This window comes from Micromonospora sp. WMMD975 (genome assembly GCF_029581215.1).
GTDB lineage: Bacteria > Actinomycetota > Actinomycetes > Mycobacteriales > Micromonosporaceae > Micromonospora.
Genome location: NZ_CP120739.1, coordinates 6,456,362 through 6,479,176, shown reverse-complemented (window position 1 = coordinate 6,479,176; position 22,815 = coordinate 6,456,362). Strand labels below are relative to the sequence as shown.

The following is a 22,815-nucleotide window of genomic DNA, read 5'->3' as shown; positions in this document are numbered from 1 at the left end:
GTATCGACACGTGGACCTCGAACTCACCGGTAAGACGGCGCTCGTGATCGGCGGCTCCAGCGGCATCGGCGCGGACCTGGCCGAGGTGTTCGCCACCGAAGGCTGCGACGTGGCCGTGACCTACCGCGAGTCGGTGGCCGGCGCCGAGCAGGTCGCCACCCGGGTACGCGAACTCGGCCGCCGAAGCTGGGTCATGCCGCTGGACCTGGCACGGCGTACGGAGGTGACGGACGCGACGCGCCGCACGGTGGACGAGACCGGACTACTCGACCTGGTGGTGCTCTGCGCCGGAAAGAACATCGTCACGCCGTTCGCCGACGTGACCGCCGCCGAGTGGGGCGAGTTGGTCGAGGTGAACCTGACCGGACCGTTCCTGGCCCTCCAGGCGCTCGCCCCGGCGATCCGGCCCGGTGGCTCCATCACCACCGTGGCCAGCATCGCCGCCCACACCGGCGCGCCACACCACCCGCACTACGCCGCCGCGAAGGCCGGACTGGTCAACCTGACCCGGTCGATGGCCCGCGAACTCGCCCCGGCGGTCCGGGTCAACTGCGTGGCACCAGGCATCACGATCACGCCGATGGGCCGCGACACGATCGACGCGCTGGCGCCCGACTACGCCCAACGCAACCTGCTGCTCCAGGCGTACGCGACGAGCCGCCGGGTCGCCCAGGCCGTCGCGTTCGTGGCCAGCCCGGTCAACGAGTTCATGACCGGGACGGTGGTCGATGTGAACAGCGGGCGTTTCCTGCGGTAGGCGAGCCGGACGAGCCCACCCGGTACGCGGTGGAGATCCAGCTCGGTCCCACCGACGAGGCGCACATCATCCGCACCATCGAGTACCGGGACATCGAGCGGTCCCGTTACCCGCAGTCCTGGTCGCCCAGGACACATCACCAGCCGGTTCCTGACGATGACCAGTCTGCTCAACCGGGCCATTCCCCTTTTCGCCATCCAAATACGCGCCCGCGATGGCATCGCCGACAACTTCGTGCAAATGCGACCGCGGCGCAGTCACCCGGTGTTGGAGATCCGGCTGCCGCGCGGTGGGGCCGGTACCGGATGAGCTTAGGCGGGTCGTCAAACAAATACACCAATCGGAATTCCCGCTCATGGGATTCGCAATAATTGATACATTGACGCGGCGCTCCACCTCCTTTACTCTGCCTCTTGTGACTCCCGGTCGAATCGGAGGAGTAGATCATTGAAGATCTGTTTCGTCGGAAAATATCCTCCGATCGAGGGCGGAGTCAGCGCACAGAACTACTGGGCCGCGGCAGCGCTGGCCTCACGCGGTCACGAGGTCTATGTCGTGACCAATTCAAATGAGGTCGAGGAACGTTTCCGGCAACGTCTCGACGGTGCCGAGGCGGCAGATTACGAACCGCAATTCCCGGCCACCGGCGGCGCGGTCAGAGTGATTCGTCCGGAGCCGATGACGCCACGTCGAATGGCGCACATCCCGTCGAGCAACCCGTCCGTGTCGAAGCTGGCCGGCCTGGCCGCCGCAACCATCCGCGAAAATGGCTGCGAACTCATCGTCGCCTACTACTTCGAGCCGTACGTGGTAGCCGGTCACCTGGCGTCGACGTTCACCGGCACGCCGATGATGGTCGAGCACGCCGGCAGCGACCTCGATCGGCTCATGCGCGTGCCCGAGCTGGCAACGGTCTACAAGGAGATCCTGCGGTCGGCGGCCACCGTGGTGACCAAACCGTCTCTGGTGCACCGCTTCCTCGGCATGGGGGTGGCCCGCGAGGCGCTGCGGTTCGGGCCTCCGTACCCGCTACCGACGTCGGCGTTCTCACCCGAGGCCGTACCCCTGGACCCCGGGGAGATCGCCGCGGCGTCCATCGACGAGTTCGGCTCCCGGTTCGATCCGGCGTTGCCGACGATCGGCATGTACGGCAAGCCCGGCGACCGGAAGGGCACCTTCGACCTGATCGCCGCGCTGGCTGTCCTCGCCGGTCGCGGGCTCCGGTTCAACGCGCTCTTCCTCAGCGGGCGGTCCCAGTTGGACCGGATGCGCGCCGACCTCCGCGCCGCCGGCCTCGCCGACCGGACCACGATTCTCGACTTCGTGCCGCCGTGGCGGGTCGGCCGCTTCATTCGCACCTGCGACGCCGTGTGCTTCCTGGAGCGGGACTTCCCGATCGGCATCCACGGCCCGGTGGTACCGCGGGAGGTGCTCGCCTGCGGCGTCTGCCTGGTGCTCTCCGGGGAGATCCTCGAAAAGCAGTCGTACGCACACCGCCTCACCGACCAGGGCAACGTTCTGGTCGTCACCGACCCCAAGGAACACGAGAAGCTGGCGGCCCAGCTCGAGATCGTCGTTCGGGACCCGGCGGGGGCCGCCCGCATCGGCGCGGCCGGTGGTGCGCTCGGTGCCGACTTCGACAGCTTCGAGACCTTCGCCGATGCCTGGGAGTCACTTGTCGACATCGAGTCGCCGGCTCGGCGGGTTCCCGCGCCCCGCACCACGGCCGACCTGCTGGTCGAATTCACGCCGAAACTGGCCGAGTTGTTCGGGCCGGCGTGGCCGGGCGTCGTCGTCGAGTTCGAGGCGGCATGCGACATCGACGCCGCTTCCGGCGACTTCGCCGCCGCGGAGGCGTTCTGTCAGCATCTGACCCGACGACTCGACCAAGCCGCGCTGGCCGCAGGCGTCAGTCCCGCTTACCTGGCCGACGCGCTGCGCTTCCAACAGGCCCGACTCTGGGCCAGTCAGGACGGTCCACACGACCGGGACGGGCACGCCGGCATCCGGTTCTCCCCGGCGCTGCTGCGGCAGATGGCACCCCGTCGCGCCGGCACGGTCCGGGTGGAGTCGTTCGACCACAACGTCACCGACCTGTTCTGTCGGCCGACGGGCCCGGTCGGCGTCAGGACCACGCAGCCGGGTGAGCGGAGTGTCGTCTGCTTCGTCCGCCGACCGAACCTTGACCACCGCGAGCTGCGGCTCAACGCCGCCACCGATCGGCTGCTCGACCTCTGCGACGGCCACCGCACCGTCGGTGACCTGGTGGCCGCGTTGGCTCCAGCCGCGGAGGCCGACGTTCTCCGGGCCCTCGTCGACCTCCGCCGAGAGGGCGTCGTGGTGCTGGAGGACGCCGCCCAGGGCACGCCCTGATACCCCGGCGGCGCGGCCCGCGCCGCCGGTCGGCAACTGCCAGCGGGAGGGAGGTGAATCACATGGAGACCTTGGAGAACATCGTGTTCGAGATGGAGGAGCTTTCGCTCAGCAACGTTTCGGACATCGAGGCCCCCGGTTGCGCGAGCTGCTCGAGCTGCGGTGGGTGCACGGGCTGCGGCATGGAGAACTGACCAGCCCTCCCGCCCACGCCGCGCAGGCCCTAGGCCGGCACCGCAGCCCGCACCCTCACAAGCTTCCACAGGAGGATGCAATGAGCAAGGCTCTACCACGGCTCGGCGCCGGCCTGGGGTACCGCACGGCGCTACATCAGGACATCGTCGCCAACGCCGACCGGATCGACTTTCTCGAAGTCATCTCCGACCAATATCTGTACGCACCGCCGGAGAAGCTCCTGCGATTGTTGGAGCTTGGCGACGCGTTCCCCCTCATTCCCCACGGGGTCGGCCTGTCCGTCGGTACGGCGGCTCCCCTCGACGGCGATTACCTCGATCGGCTGGCGCAATTCGTCGAGGCGACGCGTGGCCACTGGTTCAGCGACCATCTGAGCTTCACCAGAACGCCCGATGTCGATGTCGAACAACTCACCCCCGTGTGGTTCACGGAGGAGAGCCTCGAAGCGGTCTGCCGCAACGTGCGGCAATTGAAGGCGCGAATCCCGGAACCGCCGTTCCTGCTGGAGAACGTCACCTACTACTTCCCGATCCCGGACAACGACCTCAGCGAGGCCGAGTTCATCACGCGGGTGCTCGAGGAAACCGACACCGGCCTGTTGGTCGACGTGAACAACGTCTGGATCAACTCAGTAAACCTGGGCTTCGACCCGTACGAATTCCTGAATTCGATTCCACTGGACCGGGTGGTGCAGATGCACATCGCCGGCGGGGTCGAGTTGGCCGGAATGCTCGTCGACACTCACAGCAGCGCCGTCAACGAGCAGGTGTGGGCGCTGGCCGCCCACGTCGTGGAACGGGCGCCGGTCAAGGCGATCCTGCTCGAATGGGATTCCGACTGGCCGGAGTTCGCCGAACTGCTGGACCACCTCGACCGGGCTCGCGACCTGCTGCCCGCCCCGGCGAAAGCCGGGTCATGAGCCTGCTCGACATGCAACGGGCGTTCAGCCGGCTGCTCACCGATCCCCACTTCGAACGGGAGTTCTTCGGCGAGGACGCGGAGGCGCCATCAGGGTACGACCTGACCGAGCGGGAGCTGGACAGCTTGCGCCGGATGGACCGGAAGCGGCTCCGGCTGCACGCCGGCAACCTGGCTCACGCCCGGATGGGCCTGGCGCTCAAGTCGGCTCCGCTCTCCGCGCTGGTCCTGCACGGTCAACTCGATCGGCACCTGGTGCGCTTCTGCCGGGAGTACCCGCCGGTTCCGGCCGCGGAGAGCGCCGTCATCCTGGCCACGACACGGCTGTGCGACTTCGCCGAGCGGCTCTTCGCCGACGGGGAGCTGCGGCCCGCGTACGCCTGGGACCTGCTCCGTTACGAGAAGCACCTACTGGTGCAGGGATTCGGCGCCGCGTCCTGTCACGACGCCGCCGAGTTCGCCCGTCGGCCGGCACCGCCGGAGCTGCTCGGCGACTGTGTCCCGATCACCGGCGCGCATGTGCTCGTCGACCACTTCCAGCATGACCTGACCGCCCTGCTGCCCAGGTTGCAGGCCGGCGAGGTGCCCGAGGACGCCCCGCCGCTCGCGGAGCCGATGCGGATGATGTTCGTGAAGCGGCCGTTGAAGGCGCTCGTCCAGACCTGCCGGCTCAACGCCGGGATGGAGTCGGTGTGGCTCCGGTGCGATGGCACCCGCACGGTGGACGACATCGCGTCCCGCTACCCCGACCCGCAACCGGTCGTGACGGCGCTCCGCGCTTTGAACCGCTTCGGGGCGATCGCCTTCACCGCCGAAAGGACGTGTTGAGGATGTGCGGCATCACCGGGATCTTCGGTACGGCCGACCACTCGGCCCTGGCGGCGATGACGGACTCGTTGCGTCACCGCGGCCCCGATGACGAAGGCCGGTACCTCGGCAAGCTCACGGGCATGGGCCACCGGCGTCTGAGCATCATCGGGATCGACAACGGCGCCCAGCCGATCCGCGGCGACCGACGCGACGTGTACGTGGTGGCCAACTGCGAGATCTACAACTACCGGCAGCTCCGTGACGACCTGCGGCGGCGGGGACACCACTTCGGCACGGACTCGGACGCCGAGGTCATCGTGCACCTCTACGAGGAGTACGGCGACCGGTGCGTCGAGCATCTACAGGGGATGTTCGCGTTCGCGGTCGCTGACGGGGACCGCCTGCTGCTGGCCCGGGACCGCTTCGGTATCAAGCCGCTGCACTACGCCGAGGTAGGCGCGGGCCTGCTGTTCGCGTCGGAGGTCAAGGCGCTGCTACAGAGCCGGCTGCTGACCCCGCAGATCGATGAGGAAGCGCTGGCCGACACGGCCGTGTTCGGTCATCCCGCCGGTCCCGGCACCTTGCTGCGGGGCGTGGTGAGCTTGCCACCCGGCCACACGCTCAGCGCGGTTCTAACGGACGACCAGGTTGTCACTTCCGTCACCCGCTACCACACGCTGCCGGAGGCGGAAGCCGACCCGATGCCGTTCGCGGAGGCCGCCGCCGACCTGACGGAACTGCTGCGGGCCACCGTCCGGTCGCACCTGATGGCCGAGGTGGAGATCGGGATCACTCTCTCCGGCGGCCTCGACTCGACGATCCTCGCGCGGCTCATGCGCGAACTGCACGACGGTCCGATCCGCGCCTACACGATCGGGGACCACGCGGACCATCCCGACGTGGTCCAGGCCCGGCGGCTGGCCGCGCGACTCGGCCTGAACCACCATGTGTCGATCCTGACGTTCCAGGATTTCGTCGCGACCATCCCGTCCTACCTCACCGCCGCCGAGCAGCCCGCCGGTCTCGGCGGCATCGCGCTCAACTTCCTGTGCCGGCGGATCGGCGAGGACGTCAAGGTGTGCCTCAACGGGGAAGGCGCGGACGAGGTTTTCGGCGGCTACGGCGAGTACGTCAACCGGTCGTTCCGGACCCGGCGGATGGTCGACCGTCTCGCCGCTCTCGAAGCGTCGGGTCGTCCGGTCAGCCGACGGGGGCGGGAATACCTCGACTCGCTCACCGCGGACCAGCCGTTCCCGCACTACCTGCGGAAGCTGTTCGCGGAGAACATGCGGGAGCAGCTCACCCGGGACCACCTCGAACTCCTGGACGCTTCGTCGATGGCAGCGAGCCTGGAGATGCGGGTGCCGTTCCTCGACCACCACGTGGTCGAGTTCGCGTTTCGTCAACCGCTGGCCCACCGGGTCGACTGGGAGTTGGGCATCACCAAGCGACTGCTCAAGCAGGCCGTCCTGAGGACCTGGGGTGACGAGGTCGATCTGGTGGGCAGTGTGCTGCGACGCAAGATCGGCGCGCCGACCTCGGTCCTCGGGCACCGGGAGCGGTTCATCCGCCTCTGCGAACAGGTGCTGCCGGCGGACTATCTCCGCGACGACGAGTACGGCGCGTACTTCGAACAGAAGTCCGACCTGCTGGTCTTCAACCTCTACCAGGAGATCTTCGTCCGATGCCGCGGCGTGCTTCCCGACGGGTTCACCATGCTGGACTTCATGGCGCAGCAGGCTCGCCGGCCGGCCCTGTCCGTGGCCGGCTGAGCTCGCCCGGCATGCCAACCGACACCGCGCACCAGCGGGACGCCCTGCTCCGCGTCCTGGGCCTGCTGCGACGGCGGTGGTGGGCGGCGGCGACCGCGGTGGCACTCGGTGTCGTGGTCATCCTGCTGACCAATGCGCTGCCGCTGGTGATCCGGCGCATCATCGACCACGGCCTGTTGCCCGACGACAGCGACGCCACGACCGCCGGGCTCGCCCTGCTGCTCGGGCTCGCCGCCCTCCGCTGGCTCGCGGACGTGGTACGCCGAGAGGTCAGCGGCCAGGTCGGGCTGCGTCTGGAGGCGGATCTACGGGCCCGGCTCTTCGGGCACCTGCTCTCGCTGGACGCCGGTTGGCACGGCCGCACGGAGGCCGGGCGGATGCTCTCCCTCGTCGGCTCCGACCTGCGAATCGTTCGCGCCTTCGTCTCCTACTCCGCCCTGTTCATCATCCTCAACACGCTGACCGCCGCCGCCGCCCTGATACAGATCTGGCTCCTGTCCTGGCCGGTCGGGGTGGCCGCCACCGCTGTCCTGCCGCTGTTCGGGCTGGTCACCATCGGCTACGGGCGTCGGACGTTCGCCGCTTCCGCCGGGCTTCAGGAACGGGTGGCCGCCCTCACCACGCACGCCGAGGAGAACGCGGCCGGGATGCGCGTCATCAAGGGCCTCGGCCGCGAGAACGAGGAAGTTGAGGCGTTCACTCGCCGGTCGGCCGAGGTCCGTGACCACAATGTCGCCCTGTCCGCGCTCCAGGCCCGTTACCTGCCGTGGACGATCGGCCTACCCGAGGTCGGCCTGGTGCTCATCGTATGGTTCGGCGGCTACCTGACGATCCGGGGATCGCTGACCGTGGGCACACTCGTGGCGCTGAGCACCTACATGGCTCTGCTGGTGTGGCCGGTCAGCTCCATGGTCGGGCTGTTCGGCTCCGCCCGGCGGGCCGCCGCCAGCGCCGCTCGGGTCTACGCGGTTCTGGACGAGCCCTTGACGGTGGCTGACCGTCCCGGTGCGGTCGACCTGCCCCGAGCGTCAGGTGGCGCCTCCGTCACCTTCGACGACCTCTGCTTCCGGTACCCCGGCGGGACCTGGCCCGGCCTGCGCCGGATCCGACTGGACGTGGCCGCAGGTGAACACGTGACAATCGAGGGCGTCGGTGGTTCCGGCAAGTCGGCGCTGGCCGGGCTGCTGGTGCGACTCTGGCTGCCGGACTCCGGCCGCCTGATGGCCGACGGCATCGACGTCGCCGACCTCACGCTCGGCTCGGTACGCGCCGCGGTAGGTTACGTGCCACAGGACGCCGTCCTGTTCAACGGCACCGTCCGCGACAACCTCCTCGTCGGTCACCCCACCGCGACCGCGGCCCAACTCGACCGGGCGCTGCGCCTGGCCGCCGCCGACGAGTTGGTGCGGACGTTGCCCGAGGGATTGCAGACCGTCGTCGGTGAACACGGACATCTGCTGTCCGGCGGGCAGCGCCAGCGGCTGGCCCTGGCCCGCGCAGTCCTGCCAGAACCCCGGGTCCTCGTCCTCGACGACGCACTGACCCAGATCGACACGGAGACCAGGCAACGCGTTCGCCACCGGCTCGATGAACTGGCCGGCGCGGTCACCATCCTGCATCTGACCCGACCCGGAGTTGGGGGACAACCTCGCGGGCGGGTGGTCACCCTGACCGCCGACGGTGCGCTGTGCGAGACCACCGGCGCGGGCGGTGGTCAGCGGTGACCGCGCGACGAGGTCGCGTGGTCGCGTTCCTGCGTCCGCTGCTCCGGACGCACCGAGGGCCGGTCCTGCTCGGCCTCGGTGCTGCCATCCTCCAGACCGCTGCCGCGCTCACCATCCCGTACCTGATGAAGGTCGCCATCGACGACGGAATCCTGGTCGGGAACGTCACGGTGCTGTCCCTCGCGGCACTGGCCGGCGTCGCGCTGGCCGGCTTGGAGGTGCTCGCGGCCCGTACACAGATCCGCGCGGTGGCCCGCGCCGGGCACGGCATGCTCTCCAGCACTCGGGTCGCGCTCTTCGCGCACCTGCAACGGCTGCCGATGCAGTACCACGAACACCACCGTCCGGGGCGGCAGGTCGCCAGCCTGACCGCGGACATCGAAGCGATGAGCGGGTTGCTGACCCAGGGATTCGTCACCCTCTTCGTCAGTACGCTCACCCTCGCCGGTACGGCGGTCGTGCTCCTTCTGCTCGACCCCGGGCTGGCGGTCGCCTGCCTCGTCGTGATGCCCGTGCTGGCACTGGCGACGAGATGGTTCCGCCGTCGGTCGGCGGTCGCCTGGCGACAGGTACGGGAGACCGCGACCGCAGTCACCGTCGAGTTGCAGCAGGCCCTGAGCGCCATCGCGGTCATCCAGGCGCTCCGCCACGAGCGGACGACACTCGACCGGTTCGCCGCGGCTGACGGCGAGGAGCGGCAGGCCAAAGCCGCCACGGTCCGCACGGCCGGGGTCTACTTCCCCACCCTCGACCTCTGCTCGGCCCTGGCCACCGTCGCCGTCCTCGCCATGGGGGCTCGTTCCGTCTCGGCCGAGGGGCTGGAGATCGGCACCCTCACCGCCTTCCTTCTCTACCTGCGGGGCTTCTTCAGTCCGATCTACGAGTTGTCCTCCGTGTACGACACCCTCCAGTCGGCCGTGGCGGGGGCCGAACGGGTCATCGACATCCTGGCGACACCGGTGACGGTGTCCGAACCGGCGTCGCCGGCGCGACTCCCGGACCCACGCGGCGCGGTCACCCTGTCCGACGTGACCTTCGCCTACCCCGACCACGACGGCCTCAGCGGACCGGACGTGCTGCACGACGTCAACCTGGCCGTTGCCGCGGGCAGCACCCTTGTCATCATCGGCCCCAGCGGCGCCGGCAAGTCCACGCTGGTGAAACTGATGCTGCGCTTCTACGACCCTCAGCGGGGGCGAGTCACGCTGGACGGGGTCGACGTGCGTCGACTGGCCCACTCGGACCTACGTCGCGCGATCGCCTACGTGCCGCAGGAGGGATACCTGTTCACCGGTTCCATCTCGGACAACATCAGGATGGGCAGCCCGACGGCCACCGACGACGAGATCGAAGCCGCCGCACGCACGCTTGGAGTCTGGTCAGTCCTGTCCACCACATCTGAGGGGCTCGACACACCCGTCGGGGTGCGTGGTACGGCTCTGTCCGCGAGCCAGCGCCAGGTGATCGCGATTTTGCGCGCGTGGATGGCGGACCCGACGGTGTTGATCTGGGACGAGGCGACCAGCAGCCTGGATGTCGAGACCGACCAGAGGGTTCAGGACGCCACCCGCCTGCTCCGGACCGGGCGCACCATGATCGTCGTAACGCACGACCTGCTCCGGAGCCTGGACGCCGACTCGGTAGCACTGGTGCGGAACGGGCGGGTGGTGGCGTACGGGACGCCTGCGGAACTGCTGGCCACGGAGCGCTGGCTGTCCGAGGGCATCCAGCGGCCGACCCTCGCGACCCACGGCCAGCCCGCCGCTTATGCCGAGGAACCGGTGCCGACGGTCGGCATACGGACGGACCTGAGTTGATCTCCGCTGATGTGCGCAGTGGGTGATATTGCCGCGAGGGCAGCGAACCGGCTGGTCAGCGCCTTCGTCGCATAGATAAGAATCAAGGCTCTGGCCGACTTTTGCTGGTCAGGACCTCGAATTGGTGCCCCCGGCAGGATTCGAACCTGCGACACACGGTTTAGGAAACCGATGCTCTATCCCCTGAGCTACGAGGGCGCGAGCGCCTAGTCTAGCGACCTGGGGTTCACCTGGGGTGGCAGGGAGTGGCCCACGTTCACCCACGTTCCCCGGACCGCCGTTCGCCCAGCCCAGGACCACACCCCGAGTCTCCATGTGACTCTGGTTGATCTTGGCGGGCAGGGTGGAGTGGCCGGCGCGATGGGTTCGTGTCGGCGTGGAGCGGGCTGGTTCAGGCTGCGGCGCGGATCGCTGGCGCCGGTCGGGTGAAGGTTTTGCGGTCGCGGATGAGTGCCCAGAGGACATCGACGCGTCGTCGGGCGAGGGCGAGTATGGCTTGGCGGTGGTTTTTGCCTTCGGCGCGTTTCTTCTCGTAGTAGGCGCGCGAAGTGGGGCATTCTCTGGCGGCGGTGAAGGCGGCCATCCACAGAATGTGGCGCAGTCTTCGGTGGTATCGGCGGGGCTGGCGATGGTTCCCGGAGACCGTTCCGGAGTCGCGAGAAACTGGGGCCAGGCCGGCGTGGGCGGCGAGTTTGGCGGGGCTGTCGTACTCGGTCATGCCGGCGGTGTGGACAAGCAGTTCGGCGGTGAGCAGGGGACCCATGCCGGGCAGGCTCCCGATGATCGGCGTCAAGGGGTGCTGGTCGAGTTGCTCGGCGATGAGGTCGTCGACGGCGGCGATGCGTTGTTCGATGGCGAGGATCTCGGTGGCCATCTGCCCGACGACCACGGCTGCGGCACGTTAGCCGGGCAGGGTGACGGTCTGCTGCCGGGCGGCGGCGACCATCGCCTCGGCCACCTGGACGGCGTTCTTGACGTGCCGCGGCGGAGCAGAGCGGTGATCCGGTCGACGCCGGCGTGCCGGATCGCGGCCGGTGTCTGCCAGCACGCGAGGACCATCATCGGGGCCTTGCGGTTCAGGTCCACGGCCCCCGTTCGAGGGCGGGGCTGATCCCGGTGAGGAGTTCCTGCAACCGGAACAGGGTGGCGACGCGCTGCCCGACGAGGTCCCCGCGGTAACCCGTCAAAACGGTTAGCTCGGCCAGGAGCCGGTCAGACGGTTCCAGGACGGGGATGTCGGGGCGCATACGGATCGTCTGTGCGATGACGACCGCGTCGCGGGCGTCGGTCTTGTTCTCTCCGGCGAACGCGGCGGCCATGTGGAACGCGACGGTGCCGGAGACATAGCGGACCTGCACCTGGCGGCGCCAGAGCAGGGTCAGCAGGAGGGCGGACAGGCCGGTGGTGACGTCGACTGCCCAGCAGACCGCACGGCCGTGTGTCGACACCTCGGCCATGACGGTGAGCAGTGAGGTCTCGTCGTTGGCTACTCGGCGGGAGTAGACGAGCCGGCCTTCGCCGTCGACGGCGGCGACGTGGTGGTGGGTCTTGCCGATGTCCACGCCGATTCACAGCTTCGCCACCGTCGTACTCTCCTTCGTCGGTCGGTTTGCTCGAATGTGCCTCGTCTGGGTTCGGGTTAGCCGGCATCTTCTGTCAATGCGAACGCAGGTCGCGGATCTCCATCAGCGGTCTACCGAATCTCGCAGACGACGAAGCAGCGGGTGGCATCTCCTACCGTGAGCCAAGCGATCTCGACGAAACACACGCAGCCATACCCATCGCTCCCGGGCATCAGGGTCTACGGCCACCAGGGCCGCGCCCGTTCAACCCGGCCTGCCCGCGAGGCGAGAAGTGGGTGGCACCTCGAGGCTCAGCCACAATCACGGCGGAACACACACAGCCATCCCCACTCCCCGCCCTGTGGGCGCGGCGGCGCCAGTCTGCCGCACCTGCCGCCGGCATCTCGGACTTGGTGTGCGGCCCGCGGGCATCAGACCCCCGTCGAGCGGGGGAAGGAGCACAGTGACTGAGAGAGCGAATTTCGGTGCATGGATCGCGTCGGTGTGCGGTGGCGGCGCGACCGCCCAGCTGGGAGAGCGGTGGCACGGGTTCACCCCATGATGCCGACGGGGGACCGCGCGGGGCGGTGACGCAGTGACCGCCAGGTCGGCAACGCGCTCGCCAGCACCGCCAGCAGCAGGCAGAGCCCCACCACCGAGCCGACCACCGACCACGGCACCACCAAGTCGACCGGTACGCCGGCCTGCTCGGCGAGGCCGGCACGGACGCTCAGCAGACCGACGAACGCGACAGCCCCGCCGAGCAGAGCGCCGATCAGCACCACCAGGGCGGCCTCGGCCGTGACCAGCCAGATGACCTGCCGCCGGGTCGCCCCGGCCAGCCGGATCAGCCGCAGATCAACCACCCGGCCGGCGGCGGCCATCAACAGCGTGTTCGCCACCGCGACAGCCCCATAACCGGCCGACACACCGATTAGCAGCAGCGTGAACAGCCAAACGAGGCGGTCCTCGGCGCGGTCCGCCTCGGCCGCCCACCCGGCCACGTCGACGATCCGCGCTCCGGCCGGAGGGTCGACCCGGTTCTGGACGTACACCGCGGAGGTGAGCGCCGAGGGGTCGTGCGACCGGACCATCGACCGGGGCAGGAGCAGGTCGCCGGGGATCGAGTCGTCGGTGACGACCGCGACGACGCGCAGCGACACCACCTCCCCATCGGCGAAGACCAACGCGTACGGCTCGGACGGCTGCCGGTTCGCCGAGGCGGGAAGGACCACCGTGTCACCACCGCTCAGGTCGTCCAGTGAGCCGGCAACCACGGTGAGCGCCCGGTTGGCAGCGGCGAAGCCCGCAGGGTCCACGCCGTGCGCGGTCAACGGCTGGTTCGCCGGCGACGAGTCCGGGTCGCTCTCGAAGACCGTCGTCGGCAGCAGGGCGGTCCCCCCAACCGCCGCGACGACCTGGTCCGACAGGCCCGGTGCGCGGTCGGGCACGACGACCCAGCCGGCGTTCACGTTGTCGGCCCGGCTCGCCGCGTAGGCGGCCGTGGTGGTGCGCACCATCCCGGAGATCAGCACCGCGAACGCGACCGTGAGCAGCACCGGGGCGGCGATCGACGCCGTCCGCCGGGTCGCGGTCGACGCCCCGGCCCGGACCAGCATCCCGATTGCACCACCCGGTCGACGCACCGGCGACCGCAGCAGCCGCACCACGGGGCCGACGGCTGCCGGGGCCAACACGGTGGCGCCGGCCACCAGGGCCATCACGGCGTAGAGGGCGAACGTGGCAGCGTCGCGGGCCTGGTCGGCGGTCGCCGTGCCAAGGCTGAGGGCGAGCCCCGCCGCGACGAGGAGCACCCCGGTGGCGACTCGCAGCCGTCCGATCGGCCGCTGTTCCACCGCCGCCTCGCGCAACGCCTCCAGCGGGCGTACGCGTGCCGCTCGGCGCGACGCCGACCAGACGGCCAGCAGCGCGATCATCGGACCGGCGACGATTGACACCGCGACCGGCCAGGGTTCGTACCGGCCCCGGAAGGTCGCCGGCTCGAAGCCGACGTCGACGAGCAGCCCGCCCAACACCGGGGCGAGCGCTACGCCGGCCAGGAGGCCGGTGAGTCCGGCCGTGGCGCCGACGACCAGCGCCTCGGCGTGGACCATGCGGTGGACTTGACGGGGGGTGGCCCCGACGGCGCGTAGCAGGCCCAGCTCACGGCGACGCTGCGCGACGGTGATCGCGAAGGTGGAGGCGACCACGAAGACCGTGACGAAACCCGCGAGAGCCGCCGTGGCGGTGAGCACCTGCATGCCGATCCAGCGGGTGCGGGCATCCCCCCGAGGCTCCAGAGCGGCGCGGCCGTCCCCGGTCAACGCCCGCCCGTCGCGGCCGAGGACACCGCGAGCCGCCTTGGCGATCGCCTCGGGGTCGGCGCCCGGAGCGACCAGCAGGCCAATGGCCCGGACGCCGGGCGCGAGCACGGCCGCGACCTCGTCCGCGACGTAGACACCGGGCGCATCGACCAGACCGGTGACGGTGTGCGGCTCCGGTCCCGCTGCCGTGAGCAGGGTGACCGGCCCGCCGGGAGGCAGCCCGAGCGCGCTGTCGACGACCACCTCGCCGGCCCGCCGGGGCGGCTCGCCGGCCGTGAGACGAAGTCCACCCAGCCGGGTGCTGGACCAGCCGTGCCCCTGGTGAGAGTCCTCCCGCTGCGCATCGGTGGCCGGGGGCCGGCCGTTGACGAGCGCCTGGGCGTAGAAGGTCCGGTCCGGCACTGCCGCCGTAACGCCCGGCACCTCGGCCAGCCCGCTGGTGAGTTCCGCCGTCCTGGCGGCCGACCACGGCCGGGTGGGCGCGAACGAGTCGGTCGGCGCACCGGCCTCAGGGCTCTGCACCACGACCGCTGCGTACGCCAGCCGATCGGGCACCTGTGGGCGGCCGGAGGCGAGCAGCAGGGTGGTCGCCGTGACCAGGGTGACGCCGACGGCGACGGCGATGAACGCACCGGCCGACCGCCGGATGCTCAGCACGACGGCTCCACGGGACGCGCCGGGACCGTGTCCCGCTCGGCGATCCGCGCGGCGACGACCGCTGCGGTGATCCCGCCGGTGAACTCGTCGACGACGCGGCCGTCGGCGAGCAGGAGGACCCGATCGGCGTACGCGGCCGCGGTGGGATCGTGGGTCACCATCACGACGGTCTGCCGGTGGTCGTCGACGAGCACGCGCAGCAGCCGGAGGATCTGCTGGGACGCCGCGCTGTCCAGTGCCCCGGTCGGTTCGTCGGCGAAGACGACCGCGGGACAGGTGATCAACGCTCGGGCCACGGCGACGCGTTGCTGTTCGCCGCCGGACAGTTCGCTCGGCCGGTGCCCGGCCCGGTCGGTCAGTCCCACGGCGTCGAGCGCGGCGAGGACGTTCCGGGCCGGGGGACGGCGCCTCGCCAGGCGCAGCGGCAACTCGACGTTCTCGGCAGCGGTCAGCGTGGACACGAGGTTTAACGCCTGGAACACGAAACCGATCCGATCGCGGCGCAACCGGGTCAGCTCGTCCTCGTCCAGGTCGTCGAGACGCCTGCCGTCGATCGTGACGGTCCCTGCGGTCGGCTTGTCCAACCCGGCCGCACAGTGCAGCAGGGTGGACTTGCCCGAGCCCGACGGGCCCATCACGGCCGTGAAGGTGCCGCTGGCGAAGCTGGTCGTCACGCCGTCGAGCGCCGTCACTCGGCGTGCTCCGGTGCCGTACACCGCGCGGAGCCCTGTCAGGGTCACTGCCTGTGTGGTCATGACCGTCAGGGTGCCGGCTCCGGCAGGTGCCGCGCGTCGTGCCGGCGCGGGCACATTCTGGCCCTCCCCCGGGCGGAGCCCGGGTCCGGGACGAGCCTGACGTCGTACCCGAGGATGACCACCCGCAGGTGGACGCGGCCGAACCGGCCCACCGATACGCTTCGACAGGTGACCGCCCTCCTGCTGACCCGGCGGCTGCGGCCGGCGGAACTGGCCATCGTGGACGCCGTGCTCGCCGTGGCGGTCGGCGGGCTCCTCGGCCCGTACGCGGCGCTGGAATCGCCGCTGCACGGTGGTGTGCGCGAACCGCTCTTGGTGTCGGTGATCGTCGGGTTCGCCCTCGGGCTGCCGTTGGCCGTCCGGAGGCGGTGGCCGATCACCGTCGCCATCGTGATCAGCTCCGTGGCCACCGTCGCCCTGATCACCGGCGTGATTCCCAACTATGCCGCCGCCGCGCCCGGGCTCGCCATCGGCCTGTCCTTCTACACGGTGGCCGTGTCGACGCAAATGCGTCGGTCACTGCTGTGTGCCGCCGGTTGTCTCGCTCTGGTGAGCGTCGCCCTGGTGCTGACTGAGAGCGACCTCTGGTCGCGAACCGGCGGAGTCGTCTACGCCACCGTCATGATCGCGCCCGCCTGGTTGATCGGTTGGCTGGTCCGCGAGCGGCGTGCCATCGCCGCCCGTGAGGGCGAGCACCTGGTCCGCCGGACCGCTGCCGAGGAGCGATTACGGGTGGCCCGGGAGCTGCACGATGTCGTCGCGCACACGCTGAGCCTCATCGTGGTGAAGGCGGCCGTCGCCAATCACGTCGCCGGGACCGATCCCGGCGAGGCGGGGGCCGCCCTGCGGGTGATCGAGGAGACCGGCCGCAACGCACTGACCGACGTGCGTCGGGTACTCGGCGCGCTGCGCGAGGAAACCCCGTACGCCCCGACTCCCGGGCTGGACGAACTGCCCGCGCTGGCCCAGCAGGCGGCGATCGCCGGTGTCGACGTACGGCTTGACGTACGGCAGGAGGAACCGGCCGCAGCGGTGCCGGAGTCGGTGGGTCTGGGGGTCTACCGGATCGTGCAGGAGGCGGTGACCAACGTGGTGAAGCACGCGGCACCGGCCACCTGCAGAGCAACGGTGACCGTCACGCCTCGCGAGGTCAGGATCGAGGTGACCGATGACGGCCGCCGTCCGGTCCTGATCGGCGGGGAGGGGCACGGGCTGATCGGCATGCGGGAACGGGCGACGTTGCACGGGGGCGAGTTCCGCGCCGGGCCGCGCTCCGGCGGCGGCTACGCGGTGACCGCCACCCTGCCCTACCGGGTGGCCGCGTGATCCGGGTGCTGATCGCCGACGACCAGGCGCTGCTGCGCGGCAGCTTCCGACTGTTGGTCGATTCGACCCCGGATTTCAATACAGTCGGTGAGGCGGGCACCGGCGTGGAGGCCGTGGCGCTGGCCGCCGAGCACCGCCCGGACGTGGTGTTGATGGACGTGCGGATGCCGGAGATGGACGGCATCGAGGCGACCCGACGCATCTGCGCCGAGCCGGCGACAGCCGGCACCCGCGTCGTCATCCTGACCACATTCGACTTGGACGAGTACGTCTACGGGGCACTGCGCGCCGGAGCCAGCGGCTTCCTACTCAAGGACACCCCGCCGGCGGACCTGCTGACCGGCATCCGGGTGGTGGCCGCCGGCGAAGGGCTGCTCGCGCCGACGGTGACCCGCCGGCTGATCGACGAGTTCGCGCGTCGGCCGGAGCCGGCCCGGCCGCTGCCACGGCGGCTGGCGGAGGTGACCGAGCGAGAACGGGAGGTGCTCACACTGATCGCCCGCGGCCTGTCCAACGCGGAGTTGGCCGAGCATCTCCATCTCAGCCTGGCCACCGTCAAGACACACGTCGGACGACTGTTGACCAAGCTGGCGGTACGCGATCGGGCACAACTGGTCATCATCGCCTACGAAACGGGCTTGGTCGGGCCGGGCGGTCCGCGCTGAGGGCATCGCCCTCCGTGGGAAGACACCAAGCGTGCTTGGCCTAGCGTAGTAGGCTTACCGGCATGGGCCGGTTCTCCGAGGATGAGCTGCAGGCGGTTGTCTCCCGGTACGAGGCGACGCGTGCGGCCGCGTTGACCGAGCGGGACGAGCAACTGCGGGCCTTCCATGCGGCCGGCTGGCGGCCGGTGGATCTGCAACGCGTCACCGGCTACAGCCGGGAGACGATCCGTCAGGCACTACGACCGGAAGTCCGACGGGCGACCAACCTCAACCGGCGCCGGACGTCACCCCAGCCGCCGGTGGACTACCGGCCCTACGGTGACGGGAAGCCCTACGTCGTGGCCGAAACCCTCACCGAACTGCACGGCCCGACCGAGGGAACGGTGACGCTTCCGCGTCACCTCGACTGGTCCGGGCGCGCCGAGTACGACCTGAACCGGCCCGCGCGCCTGGCCAGCATGTACAAGGTGGTGCTCACCGAAGCCAGCACGGTCGAGGACCTGAACACCTGGCTCGATGCCGACCTGCTCCGGCGGCTCTGGCCCACCCTCTGGCTGCCGCCCCAGCTCCGCCAACGCTGGGAGGAAGCCTTCCCCGAACTCGCCGCCACCCGCAGCGACGCGGCATAGCGGTGGACCCCTTCCACGAACGCCTCGCCCGTACCGGACTCGCGGCCGCCGACCGATACGGCTTCGCGCTGGCCGGCGGCTACGCGGTCCAGGCCGCCGGGTTCGTCGAGCGGCCCAGCGAGAGCGGCGGCCGGCCGGCGCGAAGGGACGGGCCTGTCCGGCGTCGACGAGTGCGGTGACCCGGGCGGCCGGCGGTTTGACGAGCAGGTTGCCGGGGCGGTGGTCCCAGGCGGCGAAGAAGACGCCCGACAGCCGCAGGCAGGGCAGGCCCGTCATCGTCGAGCCCATGACGCAGGCAGGTCCCGCACCTGCTCCCACAGCGCGCGCGACTTGTCAGTGCTCGTGCCGCGTCGTCTCCCTGGGGACAGGTCGGGCGCTGGGCACGCGTTGGTGCGCCAGCAGGTCCGGGCCGGGGTCGTGCCCTTCGGCCACGAGAGCGAGTCGGGCGAGGTAGTTCCCCCAGCCGCCGTCATGGGTGCTCGCCATCGGTCCGGACAGGCCGCGGTGGACGAGGTGCAGCTCGGTCCGGTCGCCGTCCGGGCCGGGTAGCGGTGTCAGGGTGATCTCGACGGTGGTCGAGCCGGGCGGAATGCCGACGTCCTGGCGATCCCAGCCGTAGGTGAAGACCACACTCCGGTCCGGGACAAGGTCGACGAACCGGCCGGACACTCTGTCGCCGTTGGCGTGCCGCCAGGTGATAACTCCGTCGACGACGCCGTCGACGTCAGCCTGCGGGGCCATCCACCGTACGAGGCCGTCGGCCGTGGTCAGGAGCAGGTAGACGCGTTCCGGGGCGGCATCGATGACGAGGGTGCGGTCGACAAGGCGGACACCGAGCCCCGGGTGCGAGGGCTCGTTGGATTCGATGGTCATCCGTCCGTCCCCGTGCGGCGAGCGGGGCGGCCGCGGCGGCGGTCGATCGTCTCGTCGTGCTCCGCGACCGTCTGGAGCCGTTCAAGGGCGTCGCCCCAGATCTCGTCGAGGACGGCTCGGACCTGCGCGAGTCGCGTGAAGTCGACCCGGTACAGCCGACGTTGCGCGTCCACCCGGACGCGCAGCAGACCGGTCTGCCGCAACAGCTTCAGGTGCGGGCTCGCGGCGGCCGGGGACAGTCCCGCGGCCTTGGCGAGCTCGGTCGCTGTGCGTTCGCCGTCCCGTGCCATCGCGAGCATCGCCCGCCGTCCGGCATGGCCCATCGCGCGGACGGCCTCTTCCACCTCGTCGTCACGTGCGCCGCCGGTGGGAGTCACGGCGTCCGGCCCATGCCCGCGAGCAGCCGGTCCTGCGCCGAGGCGTCGGCGGCGACGGTGACTGCGGGGCCGACCAGACCGCGTGCCCGGCCGCGTTCGGGCATGTCGGGTAGGAACATGGCCACGCACGCCTCGACTAGCGCGGGGTCGAGAGTGCGGTTCTGTCCGGTCGCGACGGCCAGGTCCCACGAGTGGACGAGCTGGTCCATGAACGTGCCGGCCGCGGCCTCGCCGACGGACCACTCGAAACCCAGCGGCGACATGCACCGCCGCTCCAGCGCGCCCGGCTGGCGCAGCGCCGCGAGGCACTGCGCGACAACGGTCCGGTACGAGGCGTCCGCGTCAAGGTCGTGGCCGGTAGCCGCGAGCAGGTAGGCAGGCCCGCCCCGCAGATGGTCCAGCAGCGCACGCACGTCCCACTGGGCACACGGCGTCGGGCCGGCGAGCTGCTCGTCGCCCACGTTCTCGGCGAGGCCGACCGCACGCCAGGCCGCCGCCTCGAACAGTTCCACCGGTCCCATCCGACCCTCCTCAAGAATTTCCTTAATTAAGCTAATCCTTGATTACGGTGACCTGTGGTGTCAAGGGACGGCCCAGGGCATCCGTGAGGGCGCCAGAGTCCCCGGGTTGGCATGACGTCGGCCACCGTCGGCGTCGGTCGAACCCTGTCACGGAGCGTGAGTGGTCAACCCGCCCCGCGACGCCCTCCTCACCCTCGTCCAGCGCGCCGACCGTAACTTCGACCCGCGCATCTTCGCCGACGCCCTCGGACAAGCCACCCAGCTCGATCCCGACGACTTCGCCCAGTACGGCGTCACCGGCCCAGCCCAGGCTCAGCGAGCAGGTGGCGCGCGGCGAAGGCGGGACGGGCCCGGAGTAGCGAGACATCGGAGGCCGCCAGCGGCGCGTGCCGGCGAATGGTTGCGGTCGGGACGACAGGGTCACTAAGATTTGGTCATATGCACAAGGCGGACGCACAGGGCACTTGTACAGGGCAATCGACCAAGGCGCCTGGCCGACCAAACGGAACGGCCGCACCCATCGACCAGGTCGGTGGAGCCGGCCGAACAGCGGAGGAACTCATGCCGGACACCGCGTCCACTCGCGGCCAGCGCACCAGGGAGGCTCTGTGCTCCGCCACCGTGGCGCTGGTGGCGGAGGTTGGCTGGGGCAACGTGACCACTCGACTGGTGGCCGATCGGGCCGGGGTGCCGGTGGGTGCGGTTCACTACCACTTCCGGTCGCTGAGCGAGCTACTCATCGAGGCCTGCACGCCGGTGCTGTGGCAACTCATCGACGAGGTGCGGGCCGGGTTGGGCAGCACGGCCGACCTGGAGACCGGGCTGGACTGGTTCGTCACCAGCCTGACCGGATACGCGGGCGACCCGACCGCTCTGCGGCTGCCGAGCGAGATCTTCCTGGCCGCCACCCGGAACGAGAGCCTGGGCGCTCGCATCGACGAGGCGATCAGGACGTTCCGGGAGGTCGTCACGGCGTGGCTGGACCGGTGCGGGCATGGGGCCGACGCGGAGGCGGCCGCCACGGTGCTCGCCGCGGCCATGGACGGCCTGCTGCTCTACCGGGCGGTGGGCGTCGCCGTCGAGCCGGCCGCGCTCGCCGGGATCCTGCGGCGGATCGTCACCCCGCCGTCATCGACATCGAATCCGATCGAGCAGAGAGGTACGTGAGAAATGCGGGCAATCATCTGTGGAGCCGGCATCGCCGGGTTGACCGCGGCCTGGTGGCTCGAGCGGGACGGTTGGCAGGTCACCCTGGTCGAGCGGGCGGCCGGGCTTCGCGACGAGGGCTATCTGATCGACTTCTTCGGCTCCGGCTATGACGTGGCCGAGCGCATGGGGCTGGTCCCCGCGCTCCGCCGCGCCCAGACCAGAGCGAAGGCCATCGAGTACGTCGACCCCGATGGACACGGCCGGGGCAAGCTGCGCTACCAGTCCTTCGACGTGGCGTTCCGGGGCCGGATCGCAACGATCATGCGCGGCCACCTGGAACGGGTGCTGCACGACTCGTTGGGCGACCGGGTGCCGATCCGGTACGGGACCACGATCGACGCGGTCCGCCCGGACATCCACGGTGTCGACGTGACGCTGAGCGACGACACGCAGCAGCGGGCGGACCTGCTGATCGGCGCGGACGGGATCCATTCCCGGGTACGGCGACTCGTGTTCGGCCCGGAGGAACCGTACCTGCGCTATATCGGGTACCACACCGCCTCCTACGTTTTCACCGATCCGCAGCTGCGGGACCAGATCGGCGACCGGTTCCTGGCGGTTGCCGTACCGAACCGCCAGCTCGGCCTGTACCCGATCGACGACCGGCGGCTCGCCGCCTGGCTGGTGCACCGGTCGCCGCAACCGGCGCTGCCGGCGGAACCGGCGGCGACCATCCGGTCCACCTACGTCGGCCTCGGCGAGCTGGCCGACCGGGCGCTCGCCCACTGCCCTACGGGTGCCGAGCTGTACTACGACCAGGTGGCGCAGATCGAGATGGCGGGCTGGAATCGCGGGCCGGTGACCCTGGTTGGCGACGCGTGCCAGGCCGTATCGCTGATGGCTGGCCAGGGCGCCGCGATGGCGATGGGCGGCGCCTACGTACTGGCCGAGGAGCTGCGGCGGGGCGGTGGGGTGCCGGCGGCGATGGACCGGTACGAGAAACGGATGCGGCCGTTCGTCCGGGCCAAGCAGCGAGCCGGCCGGCGAACCGCGCACTGGCTGGTCCCCAACACCGGATGGCGGCTGTCGGTGCGGGCCGCCGCGTTCGCCGCGGCCGCGCTGCCGGGCGTGCCGGCCCTGCTGCGCCCCGCGCTGGCGACGTCGAGCAGCAGCGTCGTCACCTCTTCCGCCGAGCCGGTCGGAACGGCCCGATGAGACGGCTCGCCGCTCCCGCACCGCCCCACGGCCTGTTCCGGCTGCCCATCCTGCTCTACCGCGCCCACCTGGGCCGGGCCGGTTCGTGCTGATCGAGCACGTCGGCCGGCGCACCGGCCGGCTCGGGCACACCGTGGTCGAGGTGGTCGACCCGTCCACCGAGGGCTACGTGGTGGCCGCCGGCTTCGGCGCCCGGTCCGACTGGTACCGCAACCTCCGGGCGCATCCGCGGGCGGACATCCAGCTGGGCGGGCAGCGCCTGGCGGTCACCGCCGTGCCGCTGCCGGCCGTCGCGGGGGCCGAGCGAAGCGGCACAGGTCGACCCGGGTGACCTCCGCTGGAGAATCGCACACCGCACACATCAGCAAGAGCGATAGCGGCCCGCCGTGACCCCGG

At 70.4% G+C, this 22,815-nt stretch carries 23 protein-coding genes, 1 tRNA gene and 1 pseudogene; 16 read left to right on the top strand and 9 right to left on the bottom strand.

Translation table 11 applies throughout. From position 1 onward, the window contains the following. Positions 1-10 precede the first annotated feature (10 nt). From O7613_RS29190 to O7613_RS29150, 9 genes are all read left to right on the top strand, one after another. Complete coding sequence (locus O7613_RS29190) at positions 11-757, top strand: SDR family oxidoreductase (protein ID WP_282291087.1); 747 nt, start codon at positions 11-13, stop codon at positions 755-757. 156 nt (positions 758-913) lie between these two features. Then, positions 914-1,066 carry a hypothetical protein gene (locus O7613_RS29185; RefSeq protein WP_282291086.1) on the top strand — a complete coding sequence of 51 codons (153 nt, stop codon included), beginning with the start codon at positions 914-916 and terminating at the stop codon, positions 1,064-1,066. Positions 1,067-1,204: 138 nt separating this feature from the next. Continuing rightward, on the top strand, positions 1,205-3,130 hold the full coding sequence (locus O7613_RS29180; RefSeq protein ID WP_282291084.1) for a glycosyltransferase: 1,926 nt from the start codon (positions 1,205-1,207) through the stop codon (positions 3,128-3,130). 62 nt (positions 3,131-3,192) lie between these two features. Beyond that, the gene (locus tag O7613_RS29175) at positions 3,193-3,324 is read left to right on the top strand and encodes a hypothetical protein (protein WP_281585139.1); all 132 of its coding nucleotides are present in this window, start codon (positions 3,193-3,195) and stop codon (positions 3,322-3,324) included. A gap of 80 nt (positions 3,325-3,404) precedes the next feature. Then, positions 3,405-4,244: a DUF692 domain-containing protein gene (locus O7613_RS29170; protein WP_281585140.1), complete on the top strand. Its 840-nt coding sequence runs from the start codon at positions 3,405-3,407 to the stop codon at positions 4,242-4,244. Beyond that, the gene (locus O7613_RS29165) at positions 4,241-5,071 is read left to right on the top strand and encodes a hypothetical protein (protein WP_282291082.1); all 831 of its coding nucleotides are present in this window, start codon (positions 4,241-4,243) and stop codon (positions 5,069-5,071) included. Before O7613_RS29170 ends, O7613_RS29165 begins: the two co-directional genes overlap by 4 nt. A gap of 2 nt (positions 5,072-5,073) precedes the next feature. Continuing rightward, on the top strand, positions 5,074-6,825 hold the full coding sequence (gene asnB, locus O7613_RS29160) for an asparagine synthase (glutamine-hydrolyzing) (protein ID WP_282291080.1): 1,752 nt from the start codon (positions 5,074-5,076) through the stop codon (positions 6,823-6,825). Between the two features lie 11 nt (positions 6,826-6,836). Continuing rightward, on the top strand, positions 6,837-8,549 hold the full coding sequence (locus O7613_RS29155; RefSeq protein WP_282291079.1) for an ABC transporter ATP-binding protein: 1,713 nt from the start codon (positions 6,837-6,839) through the stop codon (positions 8,547-8,549). Continuing rightward, positions 8,546-10,366, top strand: coding sequence for an ABC transporter ATP-binding protein (locus tag O7613_RS29150; protein WP_282291078.1), 1,821 nt, complete (start codon positions 8,546-8,548; stop codon positions 10,364-10,366). Before O7613_RS29155 ends, O7613_RS29150 begins: the two co-directional genes overlap by 4 nt. Before the next feature lie 122 nt (positions 10,367-10,488). Here the strand turns inward: O7613_RS29150 and O7613_RS29145 are convergent. The 6 genes from O7613_RS29145 to O7613_RS29120 form a co-directional block, all read right to left on the bottom strand. Next, a tRNA-Arg gene (locus tag O7613_RS29145) sits at positions 10,489-10,564 on the bottom strand. A 193-nt stretch (positions 10,565-10,757) separates the two neighbouring features. Next, a complete protein-coding gene (locus O7613_RS29140) occupies positions 10,758-11,255 on the bottom strand; it encodes a transposase (protein ID WP_282291077.1) in 498 nt (165 codons plus the stop codon). 12 nt (positions 11,256-11,267) lie between these two features. Then, a complete protein-coding gene (locus tag O7613_RS29135) occupies positions 11,268-11,414 on the bottom strand; it encodes a hypothetical protein (protein WP_282291075.1) in 147 nt (48 codons plus the stop codon). A 28-nt stretch (positions 11,415-11,442) separates the two neighbouring features. Then, positions 11,443-11,928, bottom strand: a complete 486-nt coding sequence (locus O7613_RS29130) for an IS110 family transposase (protein ID WP_281585146.1) — start codon at positions 11,926-11,928, stop codon at positions 11,443-11,445. A 551-nt stretch (positions 11,929-12,479) separates the two neighbouring features. Next, a complete protein-coding gene (locus tag O7613_RS29125; RefSeq protein ID WP_282291073.1) occupies positions 12,480-14,909 on the bottom strand; it encodes an ABC transporter permease in 2,430 nt (809 codons plus the stop codon). Next, positions 14,903-15,664, bottom strand: coding sequence for an ABC transporter ATP-binding protein (locus tag O7613_RS29120; RefSeq protein WP_282291071.1), 762 nt, complete (start codon positions 15,662-15,664; stop codon positions 14,903-14,905). Before O7613_RS29120 ends, O7613_RS29125 begins: the two co-directional genes overlap by 7 nt. A 168-nt stretch (positions 15,665-15,832) precedes the next feature. Between O7613_RS29120 and O7613_RS29115 the strand changes: the two genes are divergently transcribed. The 3 genes from O7613_RS29115 to O7613_RS29105 all read left to right on the top strand — a co-directional run bounded on the left by O7613_RS29115 (position 15,833) and on the right by O7613_RS29105 (position 18,284). Next, entirely contained in the window at positions 15,833-16,990 is a 1,158-nt protein-coding gene (locus O7613_RS29115; RefSeq protein WP_281585149.1) for a sensor histidine kinase, read from the top strand. Then, on the top strand, positions 16,987-17,655 hold the full coding sequence (locus tag O7613_RS29110; RefSeq protein ID WP_281585150.1) for a response regulator transcription factor: 669 nt from the start codon (positions 16,987-16,989) through the stop codon (positions 17,653-17,655). Before O7613_RS29115 ends, O7613_RS29110 begins: the two co-directional genes overlap by 4 nt. Positions 17,656-17,717: 62 nt before the next feature. Further along, a complete protein-coding gene (locus O7613_RS29105; RefSeq protein ID WP_282291068.1) occupies positions 17,718-18,284 on the top strand; it encodes a hypothetical protein in 567 nt (188 codons plus the stop codon). A 333-nt stretch (positions 18,285-18,617) separates the two neighbouring features. Here O7613_RS29105 and O7613_RS29100 read toward each other — a convergent pair whose 3' ends face one another. Genes O7613_RS29100 through O7613_RS29090 form a run of 3 tightly spaced genes read right to left on the bottom strand, consistent with a single transcriptional unit; the run spans position 18,618 to position 20,055 of the window. After that, entirely contained in the window at positions 18,618-19,157 is a 540-nt protein-coding gene (locus tag O7613_RS29100; protein WP_281585152.1) for an SRPBCC domain-containing protein, read from the bottom strand. Further along, complete coding sequence (locus O7613_RS29095; RefSeq protein ID WP_281585153.1) at positions 19,154-19,534, bottom strand: metalloregulator ArsR/SmtB family transcription factor; 381 nt, start codon at positions 19,532-19,534, stop codon at positions 19,154-19,156. The genes O7613_RS29100 and O7613_RS29095 overlap by 4 nt, the downstream gene beginning before the upstream one ends. Beyond that, complete coding sequence (locus tag O7613_RS29090) at positions 19,531-20,055, bottom strand: TIGR03086 family metal-binding protein (protein ID WP_282291066.1); 525 nt, start codon at positions 20,053-20,055, stop codon at positions 19,531-19,533. Before O7613_RS29090 ends, O7613_RS29095 begins: the two co-directional genes overlap by 4 nt. 175 nt (positions 20,056-20,230) lie before the next feature. On the opposite strand from O7613_RS29090, the pseudogene O7613_RS30840 reads away from it, so the two are divergent. The 4 genes and pseudogenes from O7613_RS30840 to O7613_RS29075 all read left to right on the top strand — a co-directional run. Beyond that, positions 20,231-20,482: pseudogene (locus O7613_RS30840) on the top strand (hypothetical protein); the annotation flags it as partial. Then, positions 20,452-21,222: a TetR/AcrR family transcriptional regulator gene (locus O7613_RS29085; RefSeq protein WP_348775391.1), complete on the top strand. Its 771-nt coding sequence runs from the start codon at positions 20,452-20,454 to the stop codon at positions 21,220-21,222. The pseudogene O7613_RS30840 and the gene O7613_RS29085, both read left to right, overlap by 31 nt. A 3-nt stretch (positions 21,223-21,225) precedes the next feature. Then, positions 21,226-22,419 carry an FAD-dependent oxidoreductase gene (locus tag O7613_RS29080; protein WP_282291062.1) on the top strand — a complete coding sequence of 398 codons (1,194 nt, stop codon included), beginning with the start codon at positions 21,226-21,228 and terminating at the stop codon, positions 22,417-22,419. Between the two features lie 85 nt (positions 22,420-22,504). Continuing rightward, positions 22,505-22,750, top strand: a complete 246-nt coding sequence (locus O7613_RS29075) for a nitroreductase family deazaflavin-dependent oxidoreductase (RefSeq protein WP_282291060.1) — start codon at positions 22,505-22,507, stop codon at positions 22,748-22,750. Positions 22,751-22,815 lie beyond the last annotated feature (65 nt).